Annotated in this window: 19 protein-coding genes and 1 pseudogene; 4 read left to right on the forward strand and 16 right to left on the reverse strand. The window is 38.3% G+C overall.

Going from position 1 to position 24,527, the window contains the following annotated elements; translation table 11 throughout:
- Window positions 1–45 precede the first annotated feature (45 nt).
- Window positions 46–1,293, reverse strand: a complete 1,248-nt coding sequence (locus tag A5819_RS05440) for a competence/damage-inducible protein A (RefSeq protein ID WP_086277435.1) — start codon at window positions 1,291–1,293, stop codon at window positions 46–48.
- 339 nt (window positions 1,294–1,632) lie between these two features.
- Between A5819_RS05440 and A5819_RS05445 the strand changes: the two genes are divergently transcribed.
- Window positions 1,633–2,745: a PspA/IM30 family protein gene (locus A5819_RS05445; RefSeq protein WP_086277436.1), complete on the forward strand. Its 1,113-nt coding sequence runs from the start codon at window positions 1,633–1,635 to the stop codon at window positions 2,743–2,745.
- A gap of 126 nt (window positions 2,746–2,871) precedes the next feature.
- Here the strand turns inward: A5819_RS05445 and A5819_RS05450 are convergent, their stop codons facing one another.
- The 11 genes from A5819_RS05450 to A5819_RS05500 form a co-directional block, all read right to left on the reverse strand.
- Window positions 2,872–3,660: a TraX family protein gene (locus A5819_RS05450; protein WP_086277437.1), complete on the reverse strand. Its 789-nt coding sequence runs from the start codon at window positions 3,658–3,660 to the stop codon at window positions 2,872–2,874.
- 235 nt (window positions 3,661–3,895) lie between these two features.
- Window positions 3,896–4,519: an NAD(P)-dependent oxidoreductase gene (locus tag A5819_RS05455; protein WP_086277438.1), complete on the reverse strand. Its 624-nt coding sequence runs from the start codon at window positions 4,517–4,519 to the stop codon at window positions 3,896–3,898.
- Window positions 4,520–4,598: 79 nt separating this feature from the next.
- Entirely contained in the window at window positions 4,599–5,012 is a 414-nt protein-coding gene (locus tag A5819_RS05460; RefSeq protein ID WP_086277439.1) for an Rrf2 family transcriptional regulator, read from the reverse strand.
- Between the two features lie 177 nt (window positions 5,013–5,189).
- Window positions 5,190–8,204, reverse strand: a complete 3,015-nt coding sequence (locus A5819_RS05465) for a polysaccharide lyase 8 family protein (protein ID WP_086277440.1) — start codon at window positions 8,202–8,204, stop codon at window positions 5,190–5,192.
- Window positions 8,205–8,315: 111 nt separating this feature from the next.
- Complete coding sequence (locus A5819_RS05470) at window positions 8,316–9,119, reverse strand: gluconate 5-dehydrogenase (protein ID WP_086277441.1); 804 nt, start codon at window positions 9,117–9,119, stop codon at window positions 8,316–8,318.
- A 15-nt stretch (window positions 9,120–9,134) separates the two neighbouring features.
- Window positions 9,135–9,977, reverse strand: a complete 843-nt coding sequence (gene kduI / locus A5819_RS05475) for a 5-dehydro-4-deoxy-D-glucuronate isomerase (protein WP_176271366.1) — start codon at window positions 9,975–9,977, stop codon at window positions 9,135–9,137.
- A gap of 13 nt (window positions 9,978–9,990) precedes the next feature.
- On the reverse strand, window positions 9,991–10,998 hold the full coding sequence (locus A5819_RS05480) for a sugar kinase (protein ID WP_086277442.1): 1,008 nt from the start codon (window positions 10,996–10,998) through the stop codon (window positions 9,991–9,993).
- A gap of 4 nt (window positions 10,999–11,002) precedes the next feature.
- Window positions 11,003–11,647 carry a bifunctional 4-hydroxy-2-oxoglutarate aldolase/2-dehydro-3-deoxy-phosphogluconate aldolase gene (locus A5819_RS05485; protein ID WP_086277443.1) on the reverse strand — a complete coding sequence of 215 codons (645 nt, stop codon included), beginning with the start codon at window positions 11,645–11,647 and terminating at the stop codon, window positions 11,003–11,005.
- Between the two features lie 24 nt (window positions 11,648–11,671).
- Complete coding sequence (locus A5819_RS05490) at window positions 11,672–12,472, reverse strand: PTS system mannose/fructose/sorbose family transporter subunit IID (protein WP_176271367.1); 801 nt, start codon at window positions 12,470–12,472, stop codon at window positions 11,672–11,674.
- Window positions 12,465–13,256 carry a PTS sugar transporter subunit IIC gene (locus A5819_RS05495; protein ID WP_086277445.1) on the reverse strand — a complete coding sequence of 264 codons (792 nt, stop codon included), beginning with the start codon at window positions 13,254–13,256 and terminating at the stop codon, window positions 12,465–12,467. The genes A5819_RS05490 and A5819_RS05495 overlap by 8 nt, the downstream gene beginning before the upstream one ends.
- Before the next feature lie 352 nt (window positions 13,257–13,608).
- Window positions 13,609–14,541 carry a PTS mannose/fructose/sorbose transporter subunit IIAB gene (locus A5819_RS05500; protein WP_086277447.1) on the reverse strand — a complete coding sequence of 311 codons (933 nt, stop codon included), beginning with the start codon at window positions 14,539–14,541 and terminating at the stop codon, window positions 13,609–13,611.
- Window positions 14,542–14,898: 357 nt separating this feature from the next.
- Here A5819_RS05500 and A5819_RS05505 point away from each other — a divergent pair, with 357 nt between their 5' ends.
- Window positions 14,899–15,606 carry a GntR family transcriptional regulator gene (locus A5819_RS05505; protein ID WP_086277450.1) on the forward strand — a complete coding sequence of 236 codons (708 nt, stop codon included), beginning with the start codon at window positions 14,899–14,901 and terminating at the stop codon, window positions 15,604–15,606.
- A gap of 17 nt (window positions 15,607–15,623) precedes the next feature.
- Here A5819_RS05505 and A5819_RS05510 read toward each other — a convergent pair whose 3' ends face one another.
- The 4 genes and pseudogenes from A5819_RS05510 to A5819_RS05525 all read right to left on the reverse strand — a co-directional run bounded on the left by A5819_RS05510 (window position 15,624) and on the right by A5819_RS05525 (window position 21,289).
- Window positions 15,624–17,402 carry a beta-galactosidase family protein gene (locus tag A5819_RS05510; protein ID WP_086277454.1) on the reverse strand — a complete coding sequence of 593 codons (1,779 nt, stop codon included), beginning with the start codon at window positions 17,400–17,402 and terminating at the stop codon, window positions 15,624–15,626.
- Between the two features lie 12 nt (window positions 17,403–17,414).
- Window positions 17,415–18,578, reverse strand: a complete 1,164-nt coding sequence (locus tag A5819_RS05515) for a glycoside hydrolase family 88 protein (RefSeq protein ID WP_086277458.1) — start codon at window positions 18,576–18,578, stop codon at window positions 17,415–17,417.
- A 142-nt stretch (window positions 18,579–18,720) separates the two neighbouring features.
- Window positions 18,721–19,548, reverse strand: a complete 828-nt coding sequence (locus A5819_RS05520) for a hypothetical protein (RefSeq protein ID WP_086277460.1) — start codon at window positions 19,546–19,548, stop codon at window positions 18,721–18,723.
- Window positions 19,535–21,289, reverse strand: a pseudogene (locus tag A5819_RS05525) (DUF2264 domain-containing protein). Before A5819_RS05525 ends, A5819_RS05520 begins: the two are co-directional and overlap by 14 nt.
- 432 nt (window positions 21,290–21,721) lie before the next feature.
- Here A5819_RS05525 and A5819_RS05530 point away from each other — a divergent pair.
- Together A5819_RS05530 and A5819_RS05535 are read left to right on the forward strand one after the other, a co-directional pair.
- Complete coding sequence (locus A5819_RS05530) at window positions 21,722–22,528, forward strand: hypothetical protein (RefSeq protein WP_086277462.1); 807 nt, start codon at window positions 21,722–21,724, stop codon at window positions 22,526–22,528.
- Window positions 22,529–22,743: 215 nt separating this feature from the next.
- A complete protein-coding gene (locus A5819_RS05535) occupies window positions 22,744–24,516 on the forward strand; it encodes an oleate hydratase (RefSeq protein WP_086277464.1) in 1,773 nt (590 codons plus the stop codon).
- The last annotated feature ends 11 nt before the right edge of the window (window positions 24,517–24,527 follow it).

A 24,527-nucleotide genomic window follows, 5' to 3' on the forward strand; every position in this document is an offset into this window, starting at 1 on the left:
TTTATTGAAAAAAAGCAAGAGAAAAACGAACAAACATTCGCCTTTTTAATTTTTCTTATTTACTGCTCTTAAAATCAGGTCTAAACCTTTCATCACAGCACTTTGGCGAACATAACGTCGATCACGGTTGAAATGTTGAAGCACAGCTATTGTTGGTTGACCTTTTTCAGCAAACCCAATCCAAACAGTGCCAGCAGGTTTTCCTTCTAATTCATCTGGACCTGCAACTCCAGTAAAGGATACCGCAAAATCTGTATCCGCTACTATTCTTGCTCGCTCTGCCATTGCGATTGCGCACGCTTCACTGACAGTACCTTCTTTTTCCAATAGTTTCGTATCAATACCTAAAAAATGTGCTTTTGTTTCAGCAGAATAGGTGACAAAACCACCTTTAAAAACCTCTGATACACCAGTTATGTCTCCTAACGTACTTTGAAACAATCCTGCTGTTAAGCTTTCTGCGGCTGTTACAGTTTTTCTACATTTCTTTAATGCGTCAACAGTCACTTTCACTAAGCTATTCTCATCCCCATAGCCATAAAAATACATACCTACTTTGGCCATGATCTTAGCTTCTAACTCATCCAACAGTTGTTGCCCTAAATCATCATCCGCAACCTTCGCAGTCAAACGTAATGTAACTTCATTTGGTTTGGCGTAAGGTGCGATCGTTGGATTGGTTTGCCTATCTATCAATTCTTTTAACTCAGTTACTAACTGTGATTCACCAATGCCATAAAACCTCAACACTCTCGATATCAGCTGTTCTGCTTGCGGAAATCGTGCTGCTAATAATGGACGAACGTTTTGCTGAAACATTGGATTTAATTCATTGGGCGGTCCTGGTAATAATAAATAGGTCGTCTCATTTTCAGTGATCAAGGAACCGACTGCTAGTCCCGTAGGATTTTGGATAGCGACCCCACTTTCGATCATTAAGGTTTGTCTTAAATTGTTTTCTGTCATTTTATTTTTTGAAAACTTAAAAAATTCATGAAGACGTGCAAGTGCCTGCTCATCTTGGACTAACGTCCGGCCAATATGTGCTGCTACAGTATCTTTTGTTAAATCATCATCTGTAGGACCTAATCCACCGCATAAAACGATCAAATCACTACGGTCTTCAACTTCAACCAATAACTGTTCCAAACGCTGTGGGTTATCTCCTACAACGGTATGATAATACACCTCGATTCCTAAGTCTGCCAACTCTCGTGATAAAAAAGTCGCATTTGTATTGACAACTTGACCTAATAATAACTCGGTGCCAACTGCAATGATCTCTGCTTTCATTTTTCTCCTCTTCTCTAATAAGATACGTAAACGATGCTTATTTCATTTTATCATATGATTTTTTTTTATTGCTACTTAACGTCTTTGAAGGTGTAATTCCCTGAAAATTGAAATATTTATCATTAGAAAAATAATACTACACAATTTGTTAAATGTGCTATCTAGCTTTTCGGGATAGCTCTGACAGAAAAAGATAAAATCTGCCTGTGGCAAAAAACGCCACAAACACATTTTCCTATTTTTCTGTCAGAGCTGGACGAGCCCGCTACGCTTTTACTATTTTCCTGTCAAGGCTGATCAAGCTCTTTCAGCTTTTAAAATAAGGAGGAAAAGGAATTAATGACAGTATTTATTGGCATTATAAGTTTTTTAGGATTTATCACTGGTGGCGTTCTTTCACTAAAAGCCGTTTTTAAAAAGCAACCAAAACAAAAAGTTTTACTTTTAACTGGAATCAGTTCTCTAACAATGATCGGGGCTATGGCTTTATCACCTGCCACACCCAGCCTTTCATTAGCAGAAAAATCGGTAGAGACAAATGACTCTGGAATAGCCACAATCACAGGAAAAACAAATGAGCAAAGTAACATTACCGTTGATGGTGAAACGATTGACACTAAAAACGGCAAATTTTCTTACAAAGTAACGCTGCACGACGACCAACCACAAAAGTTAACATTCATGGCTTCAATCGGTGACATAGAGCAAGCTGAAACAATCGAAGTCAAACCTTCAAAAGCATTCGTTGCCTTTTTAAATGAAGAAAAGCAAAATAAAGAAACCCTTAAAAATGCTGAAACAGCTCTAATATTAGCTGAAGGTAAACCTACGCAAAAAAATTATGATGAAGCTGCAACTCGCATCGCTTCATTAACTAAGGAACAAGATGATTTTATAAAACGTTTAGCCATTGTTAAAGATAACGTCCCAATCTACACAGCGGTTGAACTGGCAGAAACAAAACAAACGAAAGAACAGCTCGATGCTGCAACAGCATTAGTTGCACAGGCAACCTTAAACAAAGATGCGCTCGCAAAACGATTAACTACTGTTCAACAAAAAATCACTGAAAAGGAAAAAGCCGAAAAGCAAATCGCAGCGGCTCGTGAAGCGGTAGAAAAGGCCGAACAAGAACCAACAGACGACCACTACAACCAAGCAATCGCTAAAATCAAAGAACTACCCAATGGTCATCCAGACTTAACTGCTCGGGCAAATGGCATAAAACAAGCAATAACCACTCAAAAAGCCGCAGCTGAACAACAAGCACAAGCAGCGGCTCAAACACCTGAAACACCAACACCCAATACCCAAGAAACAGGTGAAATGGTTTTGGTTACTACAACAGGTTCTAAATACCATAATCGCAAATGTGGGAATGGGACGTATACTCCAACAACCTTAGAAGAGGCACAAGCAAGAGGTCTAACACCCTGCTCTAAATGTTATTGATCGCAACTAAATACAAAGCTGTATAAACAAAGTGTCTGGGACATAACTCTGCGAGTCATATCCCAGACACATGGAATCCGAATAAACGGTGGAATCAGAAGAAATCCCACCGTTTATGATGATAAATCAATGCATATACACATAAGCTGAAATCAAATACAAAATCCAAATATGCAGTGGATAGAATACGTAAAAGAAATTTCTCATACCTCGCCCTTTTTCCCCATTGAACAACATGATAGGTAGTACGGCAAAAATCATCATCCATTGTGTCGACCCTTGAAAAAAGTAAAATAGTGCAGCTAAAGCAATCAATGTACATTGAAGCCAGCGATAATCTTTAGCTAAATACAATAACGGAATCAACAGTACCATCAAGCCATTCTCAGCAAATAGTAATGCAGGAACAAAAGTTACAATCTGGACTGCCACCATGACCGTATTTGGATTCGACATAAGCGAAAGTAAAATCCCTGAAGTAATAATCGGAAATAATATAATGACTATCCCCCATATTATCTTGCTAACCTTTTTATTTGAATTCCCTTCAGAAATCTTATCGATTCCGTACATCATTAATGTTCCAACTAAAATATCCCGAAAAATATTATTCATTAATTGAACTTCTTCATATCCAACGATCTTCTGTAGCGCGAAGCTTCCAAGAGTCATGATGACCATACCTACATACAAACGCAACATATATTTCTCTTTACTTCTTGTATGACTAAAACCGACTACACTGACAAAAAAGAAAAGGATTGCAACGGGACGCCCAAACCAATCTAACCAACTAGGTGCTCCCATTGGAACAAACATTTGATGAATATGATCGATAAACATCAAAATGATTCCGATTATTTTTAAATCAAATGTTGTGAGACCTTTAAACTTACTTGTTGTCACATTATTCATTATTGCTTCCTCCTCATTCATTAACCTAGCATATTATAAATTAAAGGAGCTTTTTTCACCTTAGAATCACCTTACGTCAGCCTATCAATTTCGTCATGTAACAGCCTTAAACTCTTAGTGCTTTAACACTTAGAAAATAAAAGAAGCAACAAGGTTGGGACAGAAGCGTTTATTCGGGTGAAAATAGCCTGAAATATAACTTTTTAAGTTATATCCCAGGCTATTATTTCATTTTTTATTGATGAACACTAAAACGTTGGTTTGGATGTACATTTTTTTCAATTTCATCCACCATTGCAATTGCATAATCAGCATAAGAGATATAACTCTTACCAGCTTGATCCGTTTCTAATTCTTCGCCAGCCACAACATATTTACCTGTTGCAGGACCTTCCGCATCAAATTCAGCTGCTGGACTAATGTAGGTCCAGTTAATATCTTTCGCAGCTTCTAGTAAGTCCAACCCTTTACCCATAGCTGTTGCTAATGGTTTAAATGCTTCTGGAAAATCTGGTGTTTCACTTAAGCGAACCGTATGTTCTGGATTTACAAATAAACTTCCTGCGCCACCGACAACCAACAAACGTGTTTTTGTATTCGTCAAAATATCGATCAAATGTTGTGTTGAGCCAGTAAATTCACTCACATCACCCCAGAATCCTAACGCACTAACTAAAACGTCAAAGCCTTTCACATCTTCTGTTGTTAAACTGTACACATCTTTTTCGATAACGGGTGTACCATCTGTGATTTTTGCTGCATCACGAACGATAGCAGTCACTTCTAATCCACGTTTCTTTGCTTCTTTCAAAATTGCTGAACCTGCTTTACCGTTTGCTCCTAAAATTGCTACTTTCATATTTTATTCTTCCTCTCTCGTAATGAAACTTTTTTTGTTACATTTGCTCTTAAAAAGAGAAGAGACACGTTTAAGTCTCTTATTGCTTAATTTGATGGATCACATCAGCTAAGGCAATTTCTTTTAATTCGGCTTCCATGCTTTGCTGAACTTTACTATATTGTTCTTCTAAAGCAGACTGGATATTCGCTCCAACAAGGCAGTTCGGATTAGGATTTTGATGAATGTTGAATACTTCATGATCTAACTCGACCGCTTCATAGACATCATAGAGAGAAATATCTTCTGGTTTTTTCAACAAATAGGTTTGAGTTGCGCCTCTACTTGTGTGGATAAGTCCAGCTTTTTTTAGCTTACTCATCAACCTTCTGACAACAACTGGATTGGTATTTACACTTGATGCGATCAATTCAGAATTGACACGATCGGGTGGCCCGATTTCAATCAAACTTAGAATATGGATTGCAACACTTAATTTCGTCGACATGGCCATGTCTATCACTCCAACTCTTAGTAACATTCTAAGTTACATTTAAATCTTACTGCGATTCTTTAAAAATGTCAACAAATAAAATCACTTTATTTTATTCTGCTTAAAAAAAAAACGATTTCTAGCCTAAACATTCCCTATTACTTAGGGAAGTCAGACTAGAAATCATTTTTTACTTATTTACTCTACAACGATTTGTTTACTACTTCCACCTGTGTTCTCGAAATGAATCGTAAAGGTATCATTGGCTTCGTCATATGTTACCCCTTCACTTAGCGTCACAATTTGCTGGAAGTCTTTAGGTATTTTGACTGTCATAACGACATTTGATTGCGTTGGCTCTGCTAACACATAGGTTTTCTTGCCTTCATTTGTTTTCTTCAATAAAGACACCGCCTTGTTCGACGTGATTCCCGCTATACTGCCACCAGTCTCTTCCCAGATATTCACACCTAAGTAATTAGCTTTTTTCAACTCTACAGCTTGAATATCAGCTGAATTAGCTAAAATCGTTACAGGTTTTTCTGCCACATATTTTTTTAGACCTGCTTCATCAATTCCCGGCAATGTTACATATGCATACTGCTCATTCGTTGGATTTTTCCCGTGATCTAGTACAAACTTGCGATAGTTTCCAGTGTATTGATCGTTACTAGGAAAAGCTTCATTGATTTCTGTATACGATCCTTTACGAACTTCACTGATTACATCCACTGTTGCATTCTCCGGGAAATAGTAGCCAATATTCGCATTTTGGTGATTTGATTTTAATAGTAGCCATTCTTTCGTACTGCGTTCTTTTTCTTGTTGAATCACACCATTATTTGACAGTACGTCATAGGTATAGTTGTCATTTAATAGACGATTATCTACTATGGTTTCAATCGAAGCTGTCGTATCTCCTTTGATTCCCGCGCCTAATGCGACAATTTGTCCATCTACCACAAACCATGATTTTTTTCCTTGGAGATTCATTGGTAACACGGTCCCATTATTTTTTGTTCCTGTTTTATTCAACGCCATCCCTACAACAGCTTGATTATCTAGAGCTACGCCGCCAACCCATTTTTCTTTTGAGGTAACTGTTGTGAAGGCGGATACTTCATCTTTTAAAGGAACGGTATCTACAGTTGTACCTGGCAACCGATAAGGATCGACTGTTGGCCAATAAGCAGAATTAAATTGTACTTCGTCATCATTATACAAATACAACATACCATCAGCTGTATGCCAGCCACATTTATTTTCTTTGTTGCCTGCTTCAAAGGACGAAATCCTGCTAGAATATAAACTTAAACCCATCATGTAATTTGGTGTTCTTTGAACAAATCGATCCATTGAGGCATACATTTTTGTCCCGACAAATGGCAAGGTCTCACCAATGATTGCTGTATCGTCCAATACAGACATCGTCATTTGTAAATCATTATAATCTCTTGCATTAGTCAAATAATACGTTGGATTTTCTTTCATCCAATATTTAGCAGCTTCTTTAAATTTCGTTTGGTATTCCGTTGGAGCAAATTTTGAGACGATCAATAAATTATAAAGCGTTGTGGAACCATAACCTGTTTTAGTTTTAGCTGGCGCTCTAGAGATTGAACGACCATTGACACCTGGTAACATTTCGCCTTGATAGATCAAAGGAATAAATGCTTTGTCAACATTTTCAACGAACGATTGAACAATCGCTGGATCCATTTCAAATTTAGAATCTTTAGTGATTGCTAAGATTTGGCCCACACCTTTCATCAGTACATTGCCATATGATCCTGTATAGGGAATATTATTATGCTGAATAAAGGAACCATCTTGATAAAAACCGTCACCTTTGGTCACTAATTTAAACACATCGACAATACTGCTAGAAGCTTGACTGATTTTCCCATCATTTTCTTGTAAAATGCCCAATGCTAAAACAGTTTGAGCTAAATCTGTACGATTCGCTCCCGAAGTTACAAAGTTAGGAATAAATGCTAGATCAACGAACGTTCCTTGGGCTTTGGTATACAATTGTTTAAACGGAGCAGGCACATAGCCGCTCATAGCTTCCGTATACTGCTGTTGTTTAGCTTGTGGTACTTGATCTCCTAAAATCATTAAAATACCAATAAATTTTTGCGGTACACCAATCTGCCAATCCCACCAATTGCCATGATATTTCTTCCCGTCGTAGCCTTTTTTTGTCACCATGAAATCTAAGCCGTCGTTGATTGCAGCAGCTATCTGCGGATCATGATAAAAAACACTACCTTTTGTTCCATAGGCTAAAGCAAGTTTTTGTAATTTAGTAAATTGTGTCGTCAAATCTGCTGAAGCTGTGTTCCCTTGCTCGATTGGCCAAAGATATGTTCGATTTGGGTCTTTATTTAAGGTTTGGTATAATTGCTCCGCTTCTTCTGAAAGTTTTTTAACGTAGTTTACAACGGTCGTATTGGTTTCGTCATACTGATCAGAGACCAATTGATTTTTCCATTTTTTTTTTAAAGTTGCATAATCGCTTACGTTATTTTCAACAGGAAGACTGCCAACTGCACCACTACGCATTGACAGGACGTTTAGTTTTGATAGATTGCCAAAAAGGCGAATCCCTACATATCCTTCCCAATCACCGTCAATACTCGTAGAAGTATTCGGGTAAATCACTTCATTATTTTCATATAACAGTTGGTCATTCAAAAACGCTTCGATGCTCTTTCCTTCATAACGGATCAATACTTTATAGCGTTGCCCTGAAATCAATTTAGGCCCAGTAATCGTTGTAATCCATTTTCCTCCAGGTTGTCCTAATTGCCATTGCCCATCTCGAGTATAAGCGAAAGACTGCCATTTTTTAGAATCTTGTAAATCAGCGCGAAAGACTAACCCAAAATTCGTTTGTCCTTCATATAAAAATGTATATTCCAGATCACCAGCACTTTTACTGCCAGCATTTTTATTTAAGGAAACCGACTCTAAATTTGTTCCTTGTTTTGTATTTCCAATAATAAACCCATTAGCTGTACTTGCCTTATTGGCTTTTCCAACAACATCTTGCCATTCTCCCAGCTGATTAGCAAAATCTGATTCGTAAATACCAGTCTGGACTTGAGTTACTTCCTCAGCAAAACTCTCACCACTCAGTGCATAAGAAAAACTACCAAGTAAAAGTGAGCAGCCTACAATACACAGCCATTTTTTAGATCTATTGATCATTATTGTACCCTCCTTCTCTGATCGCGAAGCAAACGCTTTCATTGTTTTGTAAGTGAGAACCCATAATACGATTGGCGATCATGGGTTGCTCTTTCTACTATTATAAGTTGTTTACGGTTGTTTGCCAATATAGGCTAAAATACCACCATCAACGTATAAAATGTGTCCATTCACAAAATCTGATGCACTTGAAGCTAAGAAAACTGCTGGACCACTTAAGTCGACCGGCTCGCCCCAACGAGCTGCTGGTGTTCGTCCTATGATAAATTGATCGAAAGGATGACGATCACCGTTTTCTTGTTTCTCTCTTAACGGTGCTGTTTGTGGTGTCGCAATATAGCCAGGCCCAATGCCATTGCATTGGATATTGTATTGACCGTATTCAGAAGCAATATTTTTCGTCAACATTTTAAGCCCGCCTTTAGCTGCCGCATAAGCACTGACTGTTTCTCTGCCCAGCTCACTCATCATTGAACAAATATTAATAATTTTGCCGCCGCCTTTTTCGATCATATCTGGAATGACTGCTTTAGCCATGATAAAAGGTGCATTCAAATCCACATCGACCACTTGTCTAAATTCTGCCGCAGACATTTCGATCATGGGAATTCGTTTGATGATTCCCGCATTGTTCACCAAAATATCGATTGAACCAACCTCATCTTTGATTTGTTTAACTGTCGCTTGAACGGCCTCTTCATCTGTTACATCACAAGCATAACCTCGAGCTTTGATCCCCGCTTCTTGGTAAAGAGCCAGTCCTTTATCTACAGAGTCTTGAGATAAATTATTAAAAACGATCATAGCGCCAGCCGCAGCTAATGACTTAGCGATTTCAAAGCCAATACCATGTACAGCCCCTGTTACTAACGCTACTTTCCCATCTAAACGGAACATGTCCATATTAAATTCCATTTATATTCCTCTTTTCTATTTTAGTTGATCCATCGGCACCATATCCATGTCTGTATACGTGATATTTTCGCCGCACATTGACCAGATAAACGTATAATCACCTGTTCCTACACCTGAGTGAATCGACCAACTTGGTGAAATGATCGCTTGTTCATTGGCCACAACTAAATGCTTGGTTTCATCTGGTTTGCCCATCATATGGAAGACACGTGTATCTTCGCTAGCGTAGTCAAAATAAAGGTAAGCTTCCATCCGACGGACGTGTGTATGACAAGGCATTGTATTCCACGAGCTACCTGGTTCCAAGACTGTGTAGCCCATTTGAAGTTGGCAGCTTTCACAAACATTTGGGTGAATGTATTGATAGATTTTACGTTTGTTTAAGGTTAACGCTTCTCCTGTTTCCATCGGTTTGATTTGATCGATACTGATTTTTACATTCGGGTATTTATGATGTGCTGGAACGCTATTCACATAAAACTTAGCTGGATTTTTGGGATCATCTGATTGAAAAATCACTTGTTTGGTTTCTTTTCCGATATAATAACCATCTTGTTTTTTCATTGATTCTGTTTGACCATCAATTGTGATCGAGCCCGAACCACCGATATTGATTACCCCTAATTCTCGACGTTCTAAGAAGTAGTCAACACCTAATTCTTTCGTTAACACAATTTCTAATGACTCTGTTGTTGGTGTTACCCCACCAAAGATCATTCGATCATTGTGTGTATATGTCAAACTGATTTCACCCGGTGCAAATATTTTTTCTACTAAAAATTCTCTACGTAATTCTTCTGTTGAATAGTGACGGATATCTTCCGGACTATGCGTATATCTATTGTCCATATTTTGCATGATTCATACTCCCTTATCGAATTATTTTTCCTGAGCCACTTCTTAAAAAATCAGCGACTTCTTCTTTGTTGAACTGATTACAATCGCCATGTACGGTATGCTTTAATACCGATGCTGCTGTAGCAAAATCGACTGTTGCTTGCGGCGTCATTTGTTCTAATACACCATGTAAAATTCCACCAGCAAATGCATCGCCTGCACCAACTCGGTCTATAATTGGATCGATTTCATGGATATCTGATTCATAATAGTGATTATCCTGCCAAAGTGTACCGATTAATTGATTAGCACTAGCAGAATAGATTTTGCGTTTTGTTGAATAAAATAATTGAATATTTGGAAATAGTCGGTGCATTTCTTTGTAATAAAAGGCTAATTCATGTTCTTGTTCAGCTGGTTCATTGGTAATCCCCAAAAGATTGACTGCATCTAATTTCCCAGCTGAGCAATAGTCGACATATGGTAAAAGCTGTCGGATCACTTGTCCAGCTTCTTTTTGACTCCACAATTTACTACGGTAATTACTATCGAAACTAACTTTACAGCCTGATTTTTTGGCTTGTTTCATTAGCTCTAAGGTCATTGTCTGCCATTTTTTTGATAAAGCTGGTGTAATACCTGAAATATGAAAAATATCCACATCATCAAATAAAGTAGCTAAATCCCATTCAAGCACGTTCATCGCAGCAAAACCAGATTCAGCTCGATCATAAATAACAGCCGCAGCGCGTCCGCCAATCCCTGTTTCCAGATAATACGTGCCTAAACGTTGACTCCCTGTATGCAGATAGTGAGTGTCGACTTGATACCCATGCAAATGTCTGAACACTGCTTCCCCTAAAGCTGTATCAGGTACTTTACTCGCAAAAATAACCTCATGTCCGTAATTTGCCAAAGAAATAGCTACGTTGGCTTCACCACCACCATAATGAGCCTGCAAAGAGTTACTTTGAACTAAACGATTTCCCGACTGTGTTGATAAACGCAACATAATTTCACCTAAAGTAACGACTTTTCCCATCTGCTCATCCCTTAATTTCTTTTAGTTTTGCTACATACTGACGGGCAGTTTCGGTAACTTTTTGGAAGTCACCAGCTGCAGCGGGCGCTAATAAATCACCACCAACACCTACTGTGACTGCGCCAGCCTTAAACCAATCTGCCATGTTTGCTAAATTGACACCACCTGTCGGCATGATGCTCGCTTGAGGCATTGGCGCCATAAAGGCGGAAATAATACTTGGTCCATAAACACTTCCTGGAAACAGCTTCACGATATCTGCGCCACTTTTCAATGCCTCTTGAACTTCTGTGATCGTCATACAACCCGGTAAATAAGGAATTTGATATAAATTACAAAGCTCTGCTGTCTTTATATCAAAACTTGGACTAACCACATACTCAGCACCAGCCATGATCGCCAATCGAGCGGTTAAGGCATCTAATACAGTGCCAGCGCCGATCACAACATCCGATCGATCATTATAAACTGCTACTAATTCTTTGATCACTTCAGCAGCTTGCGGCACAGTGAAGGTCAATTCGATTCCAGTCATACCACCTTCAATAATAGCGTGACTAGCTTTTAACGCTTCTTCTTTAGTAGCACCACGGACAACAGCAACCACACCTGTTTTCTCTAAACGAGATAAAATATCGACTCGTTTCATTTAATCACCTATTCCTGCATTTTATTATCCTAGAATTCCAAAAGCACTTAATGCGATCGAAAGAATCAAAATGATCCAGATCACACGAGTTGAGTTTAAATTTTTCTGCCCTAACATCCAGTAAGTCAAAAGAACTAAAAGGATTGGGACTAACGATGGCAAAATAGCATCCAAAGTATCTTGAATAACTAATTCAACACCATCTTTTTTATAAACAAACGGTACTGTCGCTTTGATCACCGAAGGAATCAATGCACCGATCACGGTGATTCCTAAAACGGTTGCCGCATTCGTAAATGCTGATAATTTATCTTTTAAAGTCGTTACGAGTTTGACACCTTGTTTATAGCCAAGCGGCAATAATGCAGCTCGTCCAAACAATAACGCAATATTGGCAATGATCCAGATCACACACCCCACAACCGAACCATTTTGTGCCAAGGTTCCAGCAACTGAACCAAAAATCGTTCCCCAAATCACGTGGAACAATGAGTCACCAACACCCGCTAAGGAACCCATCAACGCTGTTTTTAACGCTACGATCGTGTCTTTTGCTTTGTAGCCATCTTGTTCTTCAATCGCAACATCGATCCCCATGATCAAGTTTCCGAAAATAGCATTAGTATTAAAAAATTGATTGTGCGTACGCATCATATCTTGGAATTGTTGTTCATCATGTCCGTAGAATTTTTTCAATACCGGTAAAATACCATATAAATAGCCAGAACTCATCATTCGTTCATAGTTCCAGTTTAATTGACTTCCTAAAATGTAGCGCCAGCTGATTGCATTCAATTCTTGTTTCGTTAGTTTTTGATTACTCATCGCCATCAAATCCTCCTTCAAAGTTGCTTGTTCCAGCATTTTCTTGCGCTACTGGTTTATCACTATCACGTTTAAATACGAGCATAGCTGCTACCATCCCAATGATCGAAACACCTAGCATTGGTACTTGTAGATAAGCGGCCAAAAAGAATCCTAATAATAGATAAGGAATATATTGTTTAGTCGGTAAGTAACGTAGTAAAATACCGACACCCACCACTGGTAAAACACCACCTGCTGTTTTCAGACCCGTCATCAACCATTCCGGCATATTTTCAGTAATGGTCGTAACTGCTGCATCGCCAACTAACAGCATCAATAAAATTGGAATAGCACGAGACAATCCCCATAAAAATGAACCTGACAATACTAAACGTGGAATCCGTTTGACCTGCATATTATCGATTGCTTTGTCGACACGATGCAACAGAAACACATTACAAAACCGTGCCACAACATCCAGCTGTAACATCAATAGTGATACTGGCACAGCTAAACCGATCCCATATTCAGCTCCCTTACCTGAAATAACCGCAAAGGCTGTCCCAAGCACCGCTCCAGTAAAATAATCCGGTACAGAAGCTCCACCAAATGCCGCAATTCCTAAACGCATAAGCTGTAAAGTCCCACCGACCATCAACCCTGTTTTCAAATCCCCCATGATCATCCCTGAAATCATTCCGGCAATGGCAGGTTGCGTCAACGTATTTGAAATAAGTGAATCATTAATTGCAATAAAAGCATAAACCGTAATAAGAATAATTTGATACGCCGCTAAATGCATGAATTTTCCTCCTAATTTTAAAAGCGGAACAAATCGGTTAATCCTGTAGAAAATTAGGAAATTGACATTGAAACGTTCTTTGTTTCACTGACAATTTATCTATTTTCCTAAGGATTGATTTGTGCAGCTAGATAATTTAAAAGCGTAGCGGGCTCGTTCAGCTCTGACAGGAAAATAGGAAAAATCGATTGAGACGCTTTTTGTCTCACTCTATTTTTATCTTTTTCCCGAAGAGCTAGCCCGCGTAACTAGATATGGTAACAACGTTCCGCTTCGATACACCTTGTACTTTTCAACATCAGTTCATTTCATTCACTGTGTTTCCTGGCACATTTCAAAGTGAGATAATATATTAATTTTTACTTTTCATTTTCTTCATAAAATCAATTGCCGGGTCATTTGGAACTAATTGAGCCGTAACATTTACCCCTTTTGAAGCAATCGATTCAAAAATACTCTCTTCATTTTCTAAAACCTGAATACTTTTCGTTATTTCACGAGCGCCTTCTTTGTAACTCATATTGCCAACATTCACAGTCTCGATTGGTCCGCCTGCTTCAATAAACCTTAAAACATCTGCTGGGTTTTTGAATAACAAGAACAGCCTTTGTTTACCATATTTACCAGCACAAATATTTCCCGCAGCTTCTGCAACAGGTAGAACCGATAATCGCATAGAAGTAGGTGCCGCCATTCTAAGAGAAGTCTTTTGCAAAGGATCTGAGGCTGCTTCATCGTTTGCCACAATAATTCTTTGTGTATCCAAACTTGTTGACCAAATCCCAGCTACTTGCCCATGAATCAAGCGTTCATCAATACGGGTATTGACGATATTGGCATAACCTGCATATTCACTATAATTACTGAGCTCAGTTTCTAAACTTGCTTCTGAAATATCTTTCTCAGCTTTATTCATACCAGCTTTGACATCCACAATGTTTTCTTTCGCCAAACAGACAAGTTCTTTGATAGAAGCTTGCTGATTGACAACAGCTTCAATTACGATTGAAAGAGTCATTCCGGCAATAATTTCAACATCAGCCACATTCAAATAATTTTTCACCGCAACGTTACAAGGCGTCCCACCTAGTAAGTCTGCAATGATCAGTGTCGATCCGTTAAGGGCTTTCATTTTTGAATTTAACTCATTTTCAAATTGGATATTATCCCCGTCAGGTCGTAAAGATACGGTATGAATATGTTCTTGTTGTCCAACAATCATCTCCAAACTACCTTTAACACCTTCAGCCATCCCGCCATGGCTTATCAATACAATGTTTTCCACTTGATTCCCTCCTTAAAATAAAAGCGTAGCGGGCTCGTTTAACCTTGACAGGAAAATAGGAAAACATGACTGGTGACGCTTTTTGTCACATTCAGGTTTTATCTTTTCCCCGAAAGGTTAGCCCGCGTAGCTAGATAGCAATGCAGGTCGCCCTACTTAACATGTTATGTTCCTTACGAATATACTATAACACATGATAACCCATCCGTAAACCTAATATCTTAATATGTTGATTTTTTATTATGACCTTACTTATTGTGCATATTTACTAACAGATTCTCTTATAAAGCAATTGCTAAAGTAAAATTAACATGTTATCCTTAATTGACTATCTTATGAGAATGGAGGTAATCTCTCATGATTCCTAAATATGAACAGATCAAACAAGATCTCTTAGCCGAAATAAAAAATCATACATTCATTCCCGGCGATAAATTTTATTCTGAAGCAGATATCAAGCGCATTTATTCTGTCAGTTCTATCACTGCAGTTAAAGCATTGAACGAATTAACCAGCGCAGGCTATTTGTACCGTATTCAAGGGAAAGGGACTTTTGTTTCAAAAGCCAAGATCTCCCAAAACGTTAAGTTTTCTGATATAGAACTTCACTCCTTAGATACTGAGAAAGTTCAAGTAATCTCTGTTGAAGAAGAAAATAAACCTGAGATTCTAAAGCAGTTAGGCTTACCTGCTAATGCTAGCTATTATAAGATTATTCGTGTGCGCTCTTTTGGCGATACACCTTTTTTAGCCCATATCACACATCTGCCTAAAAAAATGATGAAAGAACCAATCGAAAAAGACCTTGCTGCTTATGCAAGTGTCTACGAAAAAGTTCGGAAAGATTTTGCGATCGATTTGTTTTCATTAGCCTCTGTCGAAACCAATGAAATCGTCTTTCCAGACGATCCAGAGCTGTTAAATTTATTGCAATTGAGCTTTCGGGAACCAGCAGTTAAACAAGTCAAGCATTCTTATCTGTCTGACGGAAGTGTTGCCGAGTATATCGTTAGTTATAAACACTGGAAATATTTCAAAACAAAAATCGAAGTAGAAGCTGAGTAAGCTTCTGCTTCGATTTTTTAATCGACAATGGCTTTTTCTGAGAAGTGCAGTTCTTTGATTTCTCGACCTTCCGTCTCAAAAATCACCACTTCGTTATGACCCTTTTTCAAAAATTCTTTTGGGCAGTATAATGATCGGATCGGCCCGACCTCCCAGTAACGCCCAAGGTTGACACCATTGACTAACACAACCCCTTTACCATAGTCAGAACAATCAATAAACGTGTCCCCTAATGTATCCAGCTCAACCTCTATTCGATAAAACGAAGGCTGTTGTGGATTACTTCCCGCTGTATAATCAATAGCCTGCAACTGACTTTCAGACAACGTTAACGGATAGTGTCTATATCCTTGATGAAAATGAATATCCTGCATAATACCGCCGCGGATCCCTTTTGATTGAGTAGGACTATTTAGTTTAAATCCATAATTGACTCGGCCTAAATTTTCAACCAAAACATCTAAACTGATTTCTTTTTTATCGGGTTGTCCATTTATCGCCAACTCTTCTCCGACTGTTTCTTGATACTGCGTCGTCTGATACTTTCCATCCACATAAACTTGGACTCGGTCGCTAGCTTCAACGATTTTTAATTTATTTTCATGAAAATAATTTTTCAATTCTACTGAATACAACATATAGCCATATCCCTCACCGGCTTCTTCCATACTTAATGGATACATCGCCTGCTGAGCCTGGATCATCTGATCCTTTGTTGCAAATAGTGAAACACTTTCTTTTATAGGATATGTCCCGAGGTTCATCAGTTCTTTTTTACGCGGTTCTGCTTGCCAAACTTCTGGACAGACTTCTTTGATGGCTTTTTGAACATGAAAATACTTTTCTGTCGGCTCGCCCCATTCCGTCAACAATGCATCATAATCGTAACTTGTGACTTGCGGCAAATCTAACACACCGCGTGCTGAACAGCCATTATAAAAGCCAAAGTTTGTCCCACCATGAAACATATATAAATTTAACGAACCAACTTCCAACATATCTTTGACTTCTGTCGCTAGCTCTTGCCCATCTCGTTTGATGATTGGTTCATTCCAACGATTAAACCAACCATCCCAATATTCCATACACATGATCGGCCATTTTTTTCCATGACGTTTCATGAAGTTTTGCATCACTTGAGCATTTTCCTTTGAATGACTTCCGAAATTACCTGTCACAAAGATATCTTCTTCAATCAATGTTCCAGCATCAAGTACTTCATCCCACGCACCATCTGAAGTAAACAGTGGTACATCAACACCAAACTCTTCCATCAATTGTTTAGTTTGACGAAGATAGTCTTTTTCCATTCCATAAGACCCATACTCATTTTCGATCTGCATCATGATCACAGGTCCACCTTGAGTCAATTGCAGCGGTATTAGTTTAGGAATTAGAACACTAAAATATTGACGAACTTTTTCCATAAAACGTGGATCAGTCGAACGCAATCGCATGCCTTTTTCTCTTAGCAACCAAGCGGGCAGACCACCAAACTCCCATTCAGCGCAAATATAAACCGACGGGCGCAAAATAACGAGCAGCCCGATTTCTTGCGCAAGTTTTACAAAGGCTTCGATATCTTTTAAGTCTTCAAAATCATACGTTCCTTCAATAGGTTCATGTAGATTCCAAGGTATATAGGTTTCTACAGTATTAGCTCCTAGAGCTTTTAAGTTGTATAAACTATCTTCCCACTGCCCTGGTGTCATCCGGAAATAATGGATCGCACCACTGATCAATTTGACTGGTTTGCCATCTAGTAAAAAATCTTCTTTTATCTCAAACGTTTGCATCATCATTCCCCTTTACCAGTATCTTTGCCATTCTGGTTTTGCTAATCTGATCAAGGCTTCCAAATAAAAATAATCGCCCCATAAGTTTGGTTCATCGATTCCCTTGCCTTCTCCGTGTGCATATACTCCATGAAGCAATAAGCCTTCATTCCCTAATACTTCCTTAGCAGAATACTGTTCCCCCAATTGATAAATGATTCCTTTGGCAAGAGCCTTTGCATTTGGATAAACTTGTAACGCTTCAGCTTCCAATAATCCACACGCTACAATAGCTGCTGAAGAACTATCTTTATCTGAAGGTTGTTGGTCATTAAAATCAAAATCCCAATAAGGAACAAGATCTTCAGGCAAATGTGCTAGAAATACATCAACAATTTGTGCATAATTTTCTGGAAATGTTTTAGATTGCAGATACCCTTCATTCAACGGAATCCCTAAGACCGCCCAACTTTGGCCCCTTGCCCAAATTGATTCATCGCTATTCCCTTGATGCGTAGCTCCATGACTCGGTTGGCCTGTTTCAGGATCAAAATAATACGTATGAAACGTTGTTGCATCCGCTTTGATCACAGTCTCTAACAATGTATGGTAATGCTTCGTTGCAACAGCTGAATAGCGAGCATCGCCCGAAATTTCTGCTGCTTTAAATAGAATAGGCAAGTTGATCAAAGAATCAATAATCAAGCGATATTCTTTAGGATCACCATATTTCCCCCAAGCTTGGATAAAATTACCTGATTTCTGAAAACGTGCCATCAAAACATCTGCGGCTTGAATAATTTCTGTCTTACAGGCCTCACTTCCAGTTATTTGATAGCCCGCACCTGCTGATAGACTATATAAAAAACCGATATCATGATGATCCAATACAAAATGATTATCTAAACGTTGTTGAAAACTGACGATATTTTCCATTGCTCGTTTTAAAAACGTTTCTTTTCCAGTCCATTCATATGCTAACCAAAGCATTCCAGTCCAAAATCCATTCGTCCAATCATCATTGGCCTTAATCCGATATTTCCCATTGGTAGTACTGGCAGAAGGAAATTGTGTACCAAATCGTTCCATATTTTTCTCGATTTGTGTGATGCACCAATTGATTTGTTCTGCTAACCATTGCGGGCTCACCTTTTCACCCAAATCGATCAGCTTATCTTTATTTTCCTGAAGAGACATATTTCACAGCTCCTTAACTTGTTAACATATTAACCAAAATCATTATAACCCAAAAAAAATGAAAAAGCGAATGCTTCTTACAACATTTTTCCAACAAAAAAACCATGATTGCTTTCTAGGCAAAAGATCATGGTTCATTTCTTTACTTATTTCTCCCGAAAACTTCGATTTGAGTAAGCGCTGGAAACGGAGAATCATCCGCGGCTTTTTTAAGATTTTTCAAGGTCACAAACTCTGTTACTTTGGTTGGAAATTTAATTTCTTGAAATATTGTGTCATTGGTTGTGGCTAGAATTTGCTGTGTACCATCTGAAAATTCTAATGTTACTTCAGTCCAATAGCTATCGTGAGGATAATCTCCTCTAAATAGTAACCTGATCCAATCAATTTCAACTTTACGGCCAAATTCAATTGTTAACGCTGCATCTTTTTGTTGATTGATGCCCCATGAGGCAAAAGGAAACGAACCATGAGATAAATTTCCGTATTTTCCATCAATGGCATTTTTAGCAAAAAAAACTGCATCATCTCTCGTTTCTACATTCGCACTTGCATGGGGGTACGCACCTGAGCTTGCCTTTTGATCATGAGAATTGAACGAAAGATTTTGGTAGTTCTTGATTTCAAAGTCATGGGCTTTTCGTACCATCAAATGATGGCGTTTTGAATGAAATGCTGTTTCAACAGAAGCTTTTCTAAGTGATTCTATAAGCGGAATTTGATATTCCCATGTTTGTTGAGCAACATAAATAATCGATAACGGCAGGGTTTCATCAAGTTGTACGGCCAAGTATGAACTCAGCTCCGTTGTCGACACCACGATTTTATCCCCTACTTCATAAGTGTAACCTTTGATGGCTAAAACTGCCATTTCAGCCCCTTCGGCTATATATAACTGTTCCTCTTTTTCATGGTCAATTTTGCCAACGATCAGTCGATCTTGATTATTTTTCAACTCAATTTTTATCATTATTTCTCGTCTCCTTATCACTTTTAATCATACCGCCAACCAGACAGATCAAGCGATGTTCACCTGCAGACAATGATTTTTTCAAGCACGGCAAGCTAGTTCTTGGGAAAAATAAAGAAGTATTCGGTTCTGGCTGAATAATCAGCGCTTCGTCGTAGCCTTCTATCGCAACAATCTGAGATAACCAATCTTTTTCCGTTACAAAACTCCAATCTGAGCCTAGCTGTCCTTGTGGCTTTCTTCCCAATAATGGCAGACTAAACCCACCTTCTCGAACCTCTAACGGTACTTTTGTATTGATTTCATGGACTCGTAGATGCCACTGTTCAAAAGGATAAACTTCTGTTTCAATCGTCACACCTTCAAATGGCGACCACTTCTGATAAACACAATCTTCTGTCAGCCAGTAACTTTCCGTCACACCTTTCGCTTGAAAATCCCCTTCCCCGGCACGAGCAATAGCCAAGGTATTATCAAAAGCACCTTCTTCATAACGAGTACCTGCTTTAGAGACACTGAAGCCAAATTTTGTAGAATAGACAAGCTTACTATATTTTGCTTGTGCATGAGCTTGCTCTGCGACTATCATCCCAGCTGGAAATCCTAATAAGTGCTCTCCATCTCGCGCCTGCATTAAAAGCATATTTCCTTTTTCTACAAATTTCTTCCCTTGTTTCTTCACAGGTATTGGCACTGCTTCCCAAAAAGGATGATCGTGACGCACAGCCAACAACAAGAATGTCTTTAGCGCCCAATAAGGTGAACCTGGCGCATTATACCCTTCTGCCATCACAAGATTTTCATAATGATAGCCAATCGAAAGCCGACCATCGAAAGTAAAAATATCATGGTTTAGCCAATTTTTTAAATGTGTTGATAGAATTGTTTTTACTTCTCCCCAAGGAATTACTTCAACATCAGCAAAAATCAATGCAGAGAAAAAAGCGCCTTGTGCAAAACGATATGTTAAGCTGCGGCCATACGGTAGTGCTTCACCATCATTATCAAAATAATATATAAAATCTTGGGCAAATAACTTCGCTCTATTAATCAAGCATTGGGCTCTTTCAGGATCTTCTTCCTTCATGAAGGTTGCGTAAATCAAGCCGTAGTATTGAAAAGCAAACGGAATATAATAATCTCTTTGTGTCGTTTTCCCATCTACTTACCAGCCTTCACCAATATACATCGAATCAATCAATTGAAATTCTTCAGTTAGTTTTTTTCGGTCTAGTTTTTCACCACAATGAAACAATGCAGTTCGGATCAATACTTTAAAAAAAGTCCAATTATTTTTAGGGATTTTCCGCACTAAGGCTTGCGACAGCCAGTTTATCATGTTCTGTTGTGCTGTATTTGACAATAATTCCCAAACATATTTTTTGTGCAACAACAATGTCAATGACAGGGCAGCTGTCTCAACGATGTATTGATCATAGTCCTCGATCAAGCCCCAGTAGTAAGGACTAGCTGGATCAGTCCCTTTGATTAGTTTTGTTAAGTAGGCATCTCTTAATTCATCATCCTTTTGAAACCGCCAAGCAGGGGCAATGCCCCACAGCGGACGAACAAGCGCTTCCATGTCGGCCCGCTGTTGATCATAGACGGCTCCACTACTACCTAAATGTAAACCTGAAGTATCTGATTCAAGTATTTTCTGTCTCAAAGGACGAATGATCTCTTCCAAAGCCATTTGATAATCCTGTTTCGTCATAAAGTCATTACTCTTAAACTTTTCCATCGACCGAACCACCTTCATCAATTTACTGAACAGAATAACAAGACGCCACTTATTTTTCAACTATTTTTTTATTATTAAAATGAGTATCAAATGTGAGTATATTCATTTAGTTTTCCATACTTAACCTATTATTTATTCAACAAGAAATCAGCATTATCAACTTCATAAAGTAAAAAAAGAGAATTTCCGTCACCACTTAACCTATTAAAAATGAGAAAACAACAGCATCCACCTTCTGAAATACAAGTTCTATTCTCATAAAAAAACTATAAAAAAGCTCAGCCTACTGAAAATTACAACCGTCATAATAAATAACGCGCATTATTTTATATAACATTTATCGCTTGATCTAAGTTACAGGACTTATGACGAATTTCATGCTACTATTTACTTACTTATAAACTGAAAACAAGGATCAAAAAGGAGTCTAATATGAACATCAAATTATCTGTCCTCATCACAGAAACCAAAACAACCATTGAATTTAATAACAAACAAGGAATCATCACCCTATTTGATACTAACGAAGGCCTTCTGCTTGAACATGCAGCTGTCTATGTTTTGCTAAATGAAAATACGATTGTTTCGATAGGTAGATCAGAAGCTGGGGCTTTTCACACTGAAGTCACTTTTAATAAAATGATCACTATTGCTCCTTCATGGGATATTGAATTAGGCTATTTAGAACAACAGCTGATCACAGAGGCGTTAGAAAACGGCATCCAGCTAGAACAGAACTCTGGAGTAGCAACAAAAATTCCAGCTAGCGCTACCAAAACACTTACGACCTATAAAAATGAAGTGCTTATGGTCTTAGAAAAATTTGGCTACCCGTTTAAACATCATGAAGAACCTAAAAAGGCCAAAGCAAAACCAGCCAAAGCTCGGCATAAATGGACCAAAGAAATCAGCCAAATCGAATTTTTTATCGATACACGTGAGAGCAAAGCAACCGCCCTTTGGCACAAACGTAATGAAATGTTGTTAAAAGCCGGCGCTACTATGATGGCTAAACCGCCACTTAATAAAGATGGGTCTTTAGGCTTTTCAGCAAAAATGGGTCAAAGAATCAGAGAAGATCATCAAGACAAAGTGAAAAATAATGTGACCACAGAAGATATTATTTTAAAAAGCGTCAATGAAGTGGGCTTGTTTTTATATTTTGGTGGAACAAATAGTTGGCTGGAATTGATTGATGCCACTGGAAAAACGCTTAATGAGTGGACCGTTGTTCAATAATTACAGGTTCATCTCCTCTCTATATTTTCAGTCAACATAACTAGTAAGCTTTTCTAGCAATCAACACTGTTAGAAAGCTTTTTTCTTATACTTCTAACACTATTTTTCAGACAAAATCAACCAATTGTCCAATTTTATACAGCTATCCTTTGTTGACAAAAATGATCCTTGTTACAATGACGGTGTAACAGATCAAAAATCAGGAGGGATATTTTATGAAGTACGTAAGTGGAAACTATGAAGCATTTGCAAGAAGTAGAAAACCGGCAGGCGTTGATGAGAAAAGCGCCTATATCGTTGGTGCAGGCTTAGCTGGTTTAGCAGCAGCAGTCTTTTTGATTCGTGACGGACACATGAAAGGTAAAAATATCCATATTTTTGAAGAATTATCCTTATCTGGAGGCTCTTTAGATGGAAAATTCATCCCCCATGATGGTTTTGTTACCCGCGGCGGGCGTGAAATGGAAAGTCACTTTGAATGTTTATGGGATCTCTTCCGTTCTGTACCATCATTAGAAGTGGACGATGCTTCTGTATTAGATGAATTTTATTGGCTGGACCATGATGACCCCAATTCTTCAAGTTGTCGTATCATTTCTAATCGTGGGGAACGCGTAGCAGATGACGGCAAATTTACCTTATCTAAAAAAGCGCAAAAAGAATTAGTTGACTTATTTATGACCTCAGAAGATAAATTAGTTGGCAAACGAATCGAAGATGTTTTCACTGAAGAATTCTTTGAATCAAATTTTTGGTTATATTGGTGCAGTATGTTCGCTTTTGAAAAATGGCATTCTGCTATTGAAATGAGACGCTATGTGATGCGTTTTATTCATCATATTAAAGGTTTACCAGATTTCACTGCATTGAAATTTACACGCTACAACCAATTTGAATCTTTAGTAAAACCACTATTAGCCTTTTTAAATGACAATGGTGTTGACTTCCAATATGAAACAAAAATCAATAATATTCAAGTGGATATCACAGAGAAAAGCAAGGTCGCAAAAAGTATTTTATTAACCCGAGCTGGAAAAACCGAAGAAATTCATTTGACTAAGCATGATCTAGTCTTTGTCACAAATGGCTCAATTACTGAAAGTTCAACAGAAGGAGATCATCACACTCCTGCACCAATCACCCATGATCTAGGCGGCAGTTGGAACCTTTGGAAAAACTTAGCAAAACAATCTCCAGAATTTGGGAATCCTGATGTCTTTTGCGAAAACTTACCAGACGAAAGTTGGTTCGTTTCTGCTACAGTGACCTGGGAAAATTTTGATATCGAGCCTTACATCTCTAGATTGACGCACCGCAAATTACGAACAGGCAAAATCGTGACTGGCGGGATCATTACTATTAAAGATTCAAACTGGTTGATGAGTTTTGCAACACACCGCCAACCACACTTTAAAGAACAAAATGACCAACAAACAATCACTTGGGTGTACGGTTTATTATCTAACACTCCAGGTAATTATATTAAAAAACCGATTGAACAATGTTCTGGTGCAGAGATTGCCCAAGAATTGATGTATCATTTAGGTGTTCCTGAAGCAGACATTGCAAGATTTGCTCAAGAATCATGTACAGTAATTCCTGTTTACATGCCATTTATCACCTCTTACTTTATGTTGCGTGAACCTGGCGATCGCCCATTGGTCATTCCTAATGGTTCTAAAAACTTAGCCTTTATTGGTAACTTTGCTGAAACGGAACGTGATACAGTCTTTACCACTGAATACTCGGTTAGAACAGCGATGGAAGCTGTCTATCAATTACTAGATGTTGAACGTGGGGTTCCTGAGGTTTTTGCATCGGCTTATGACTTGAGAACATTAGCAAATTCTGTTTACTATCTATCCGATAAGCAAAAACTAACTGAGATGGATTTACCATTTGTAGAACGTAAAATCGTTGAAAAGTTCGTTGAGAAAACGAAAGATACGTATATCGGGGATATTTTGAAAGATGCTGATTTGTTGTAAGACAAGTTAAA

The organism is Enterococcus sp. 7E2_DIV0204 (genome assembly GCF_002140855.1).
GTDB classification, from domain to species: Bacteria; Bacillota; Bacilli; order Lactobacillales; family Enterococcaceae; genus Enterococcus_L; species Enterococcus_L lemimoniae.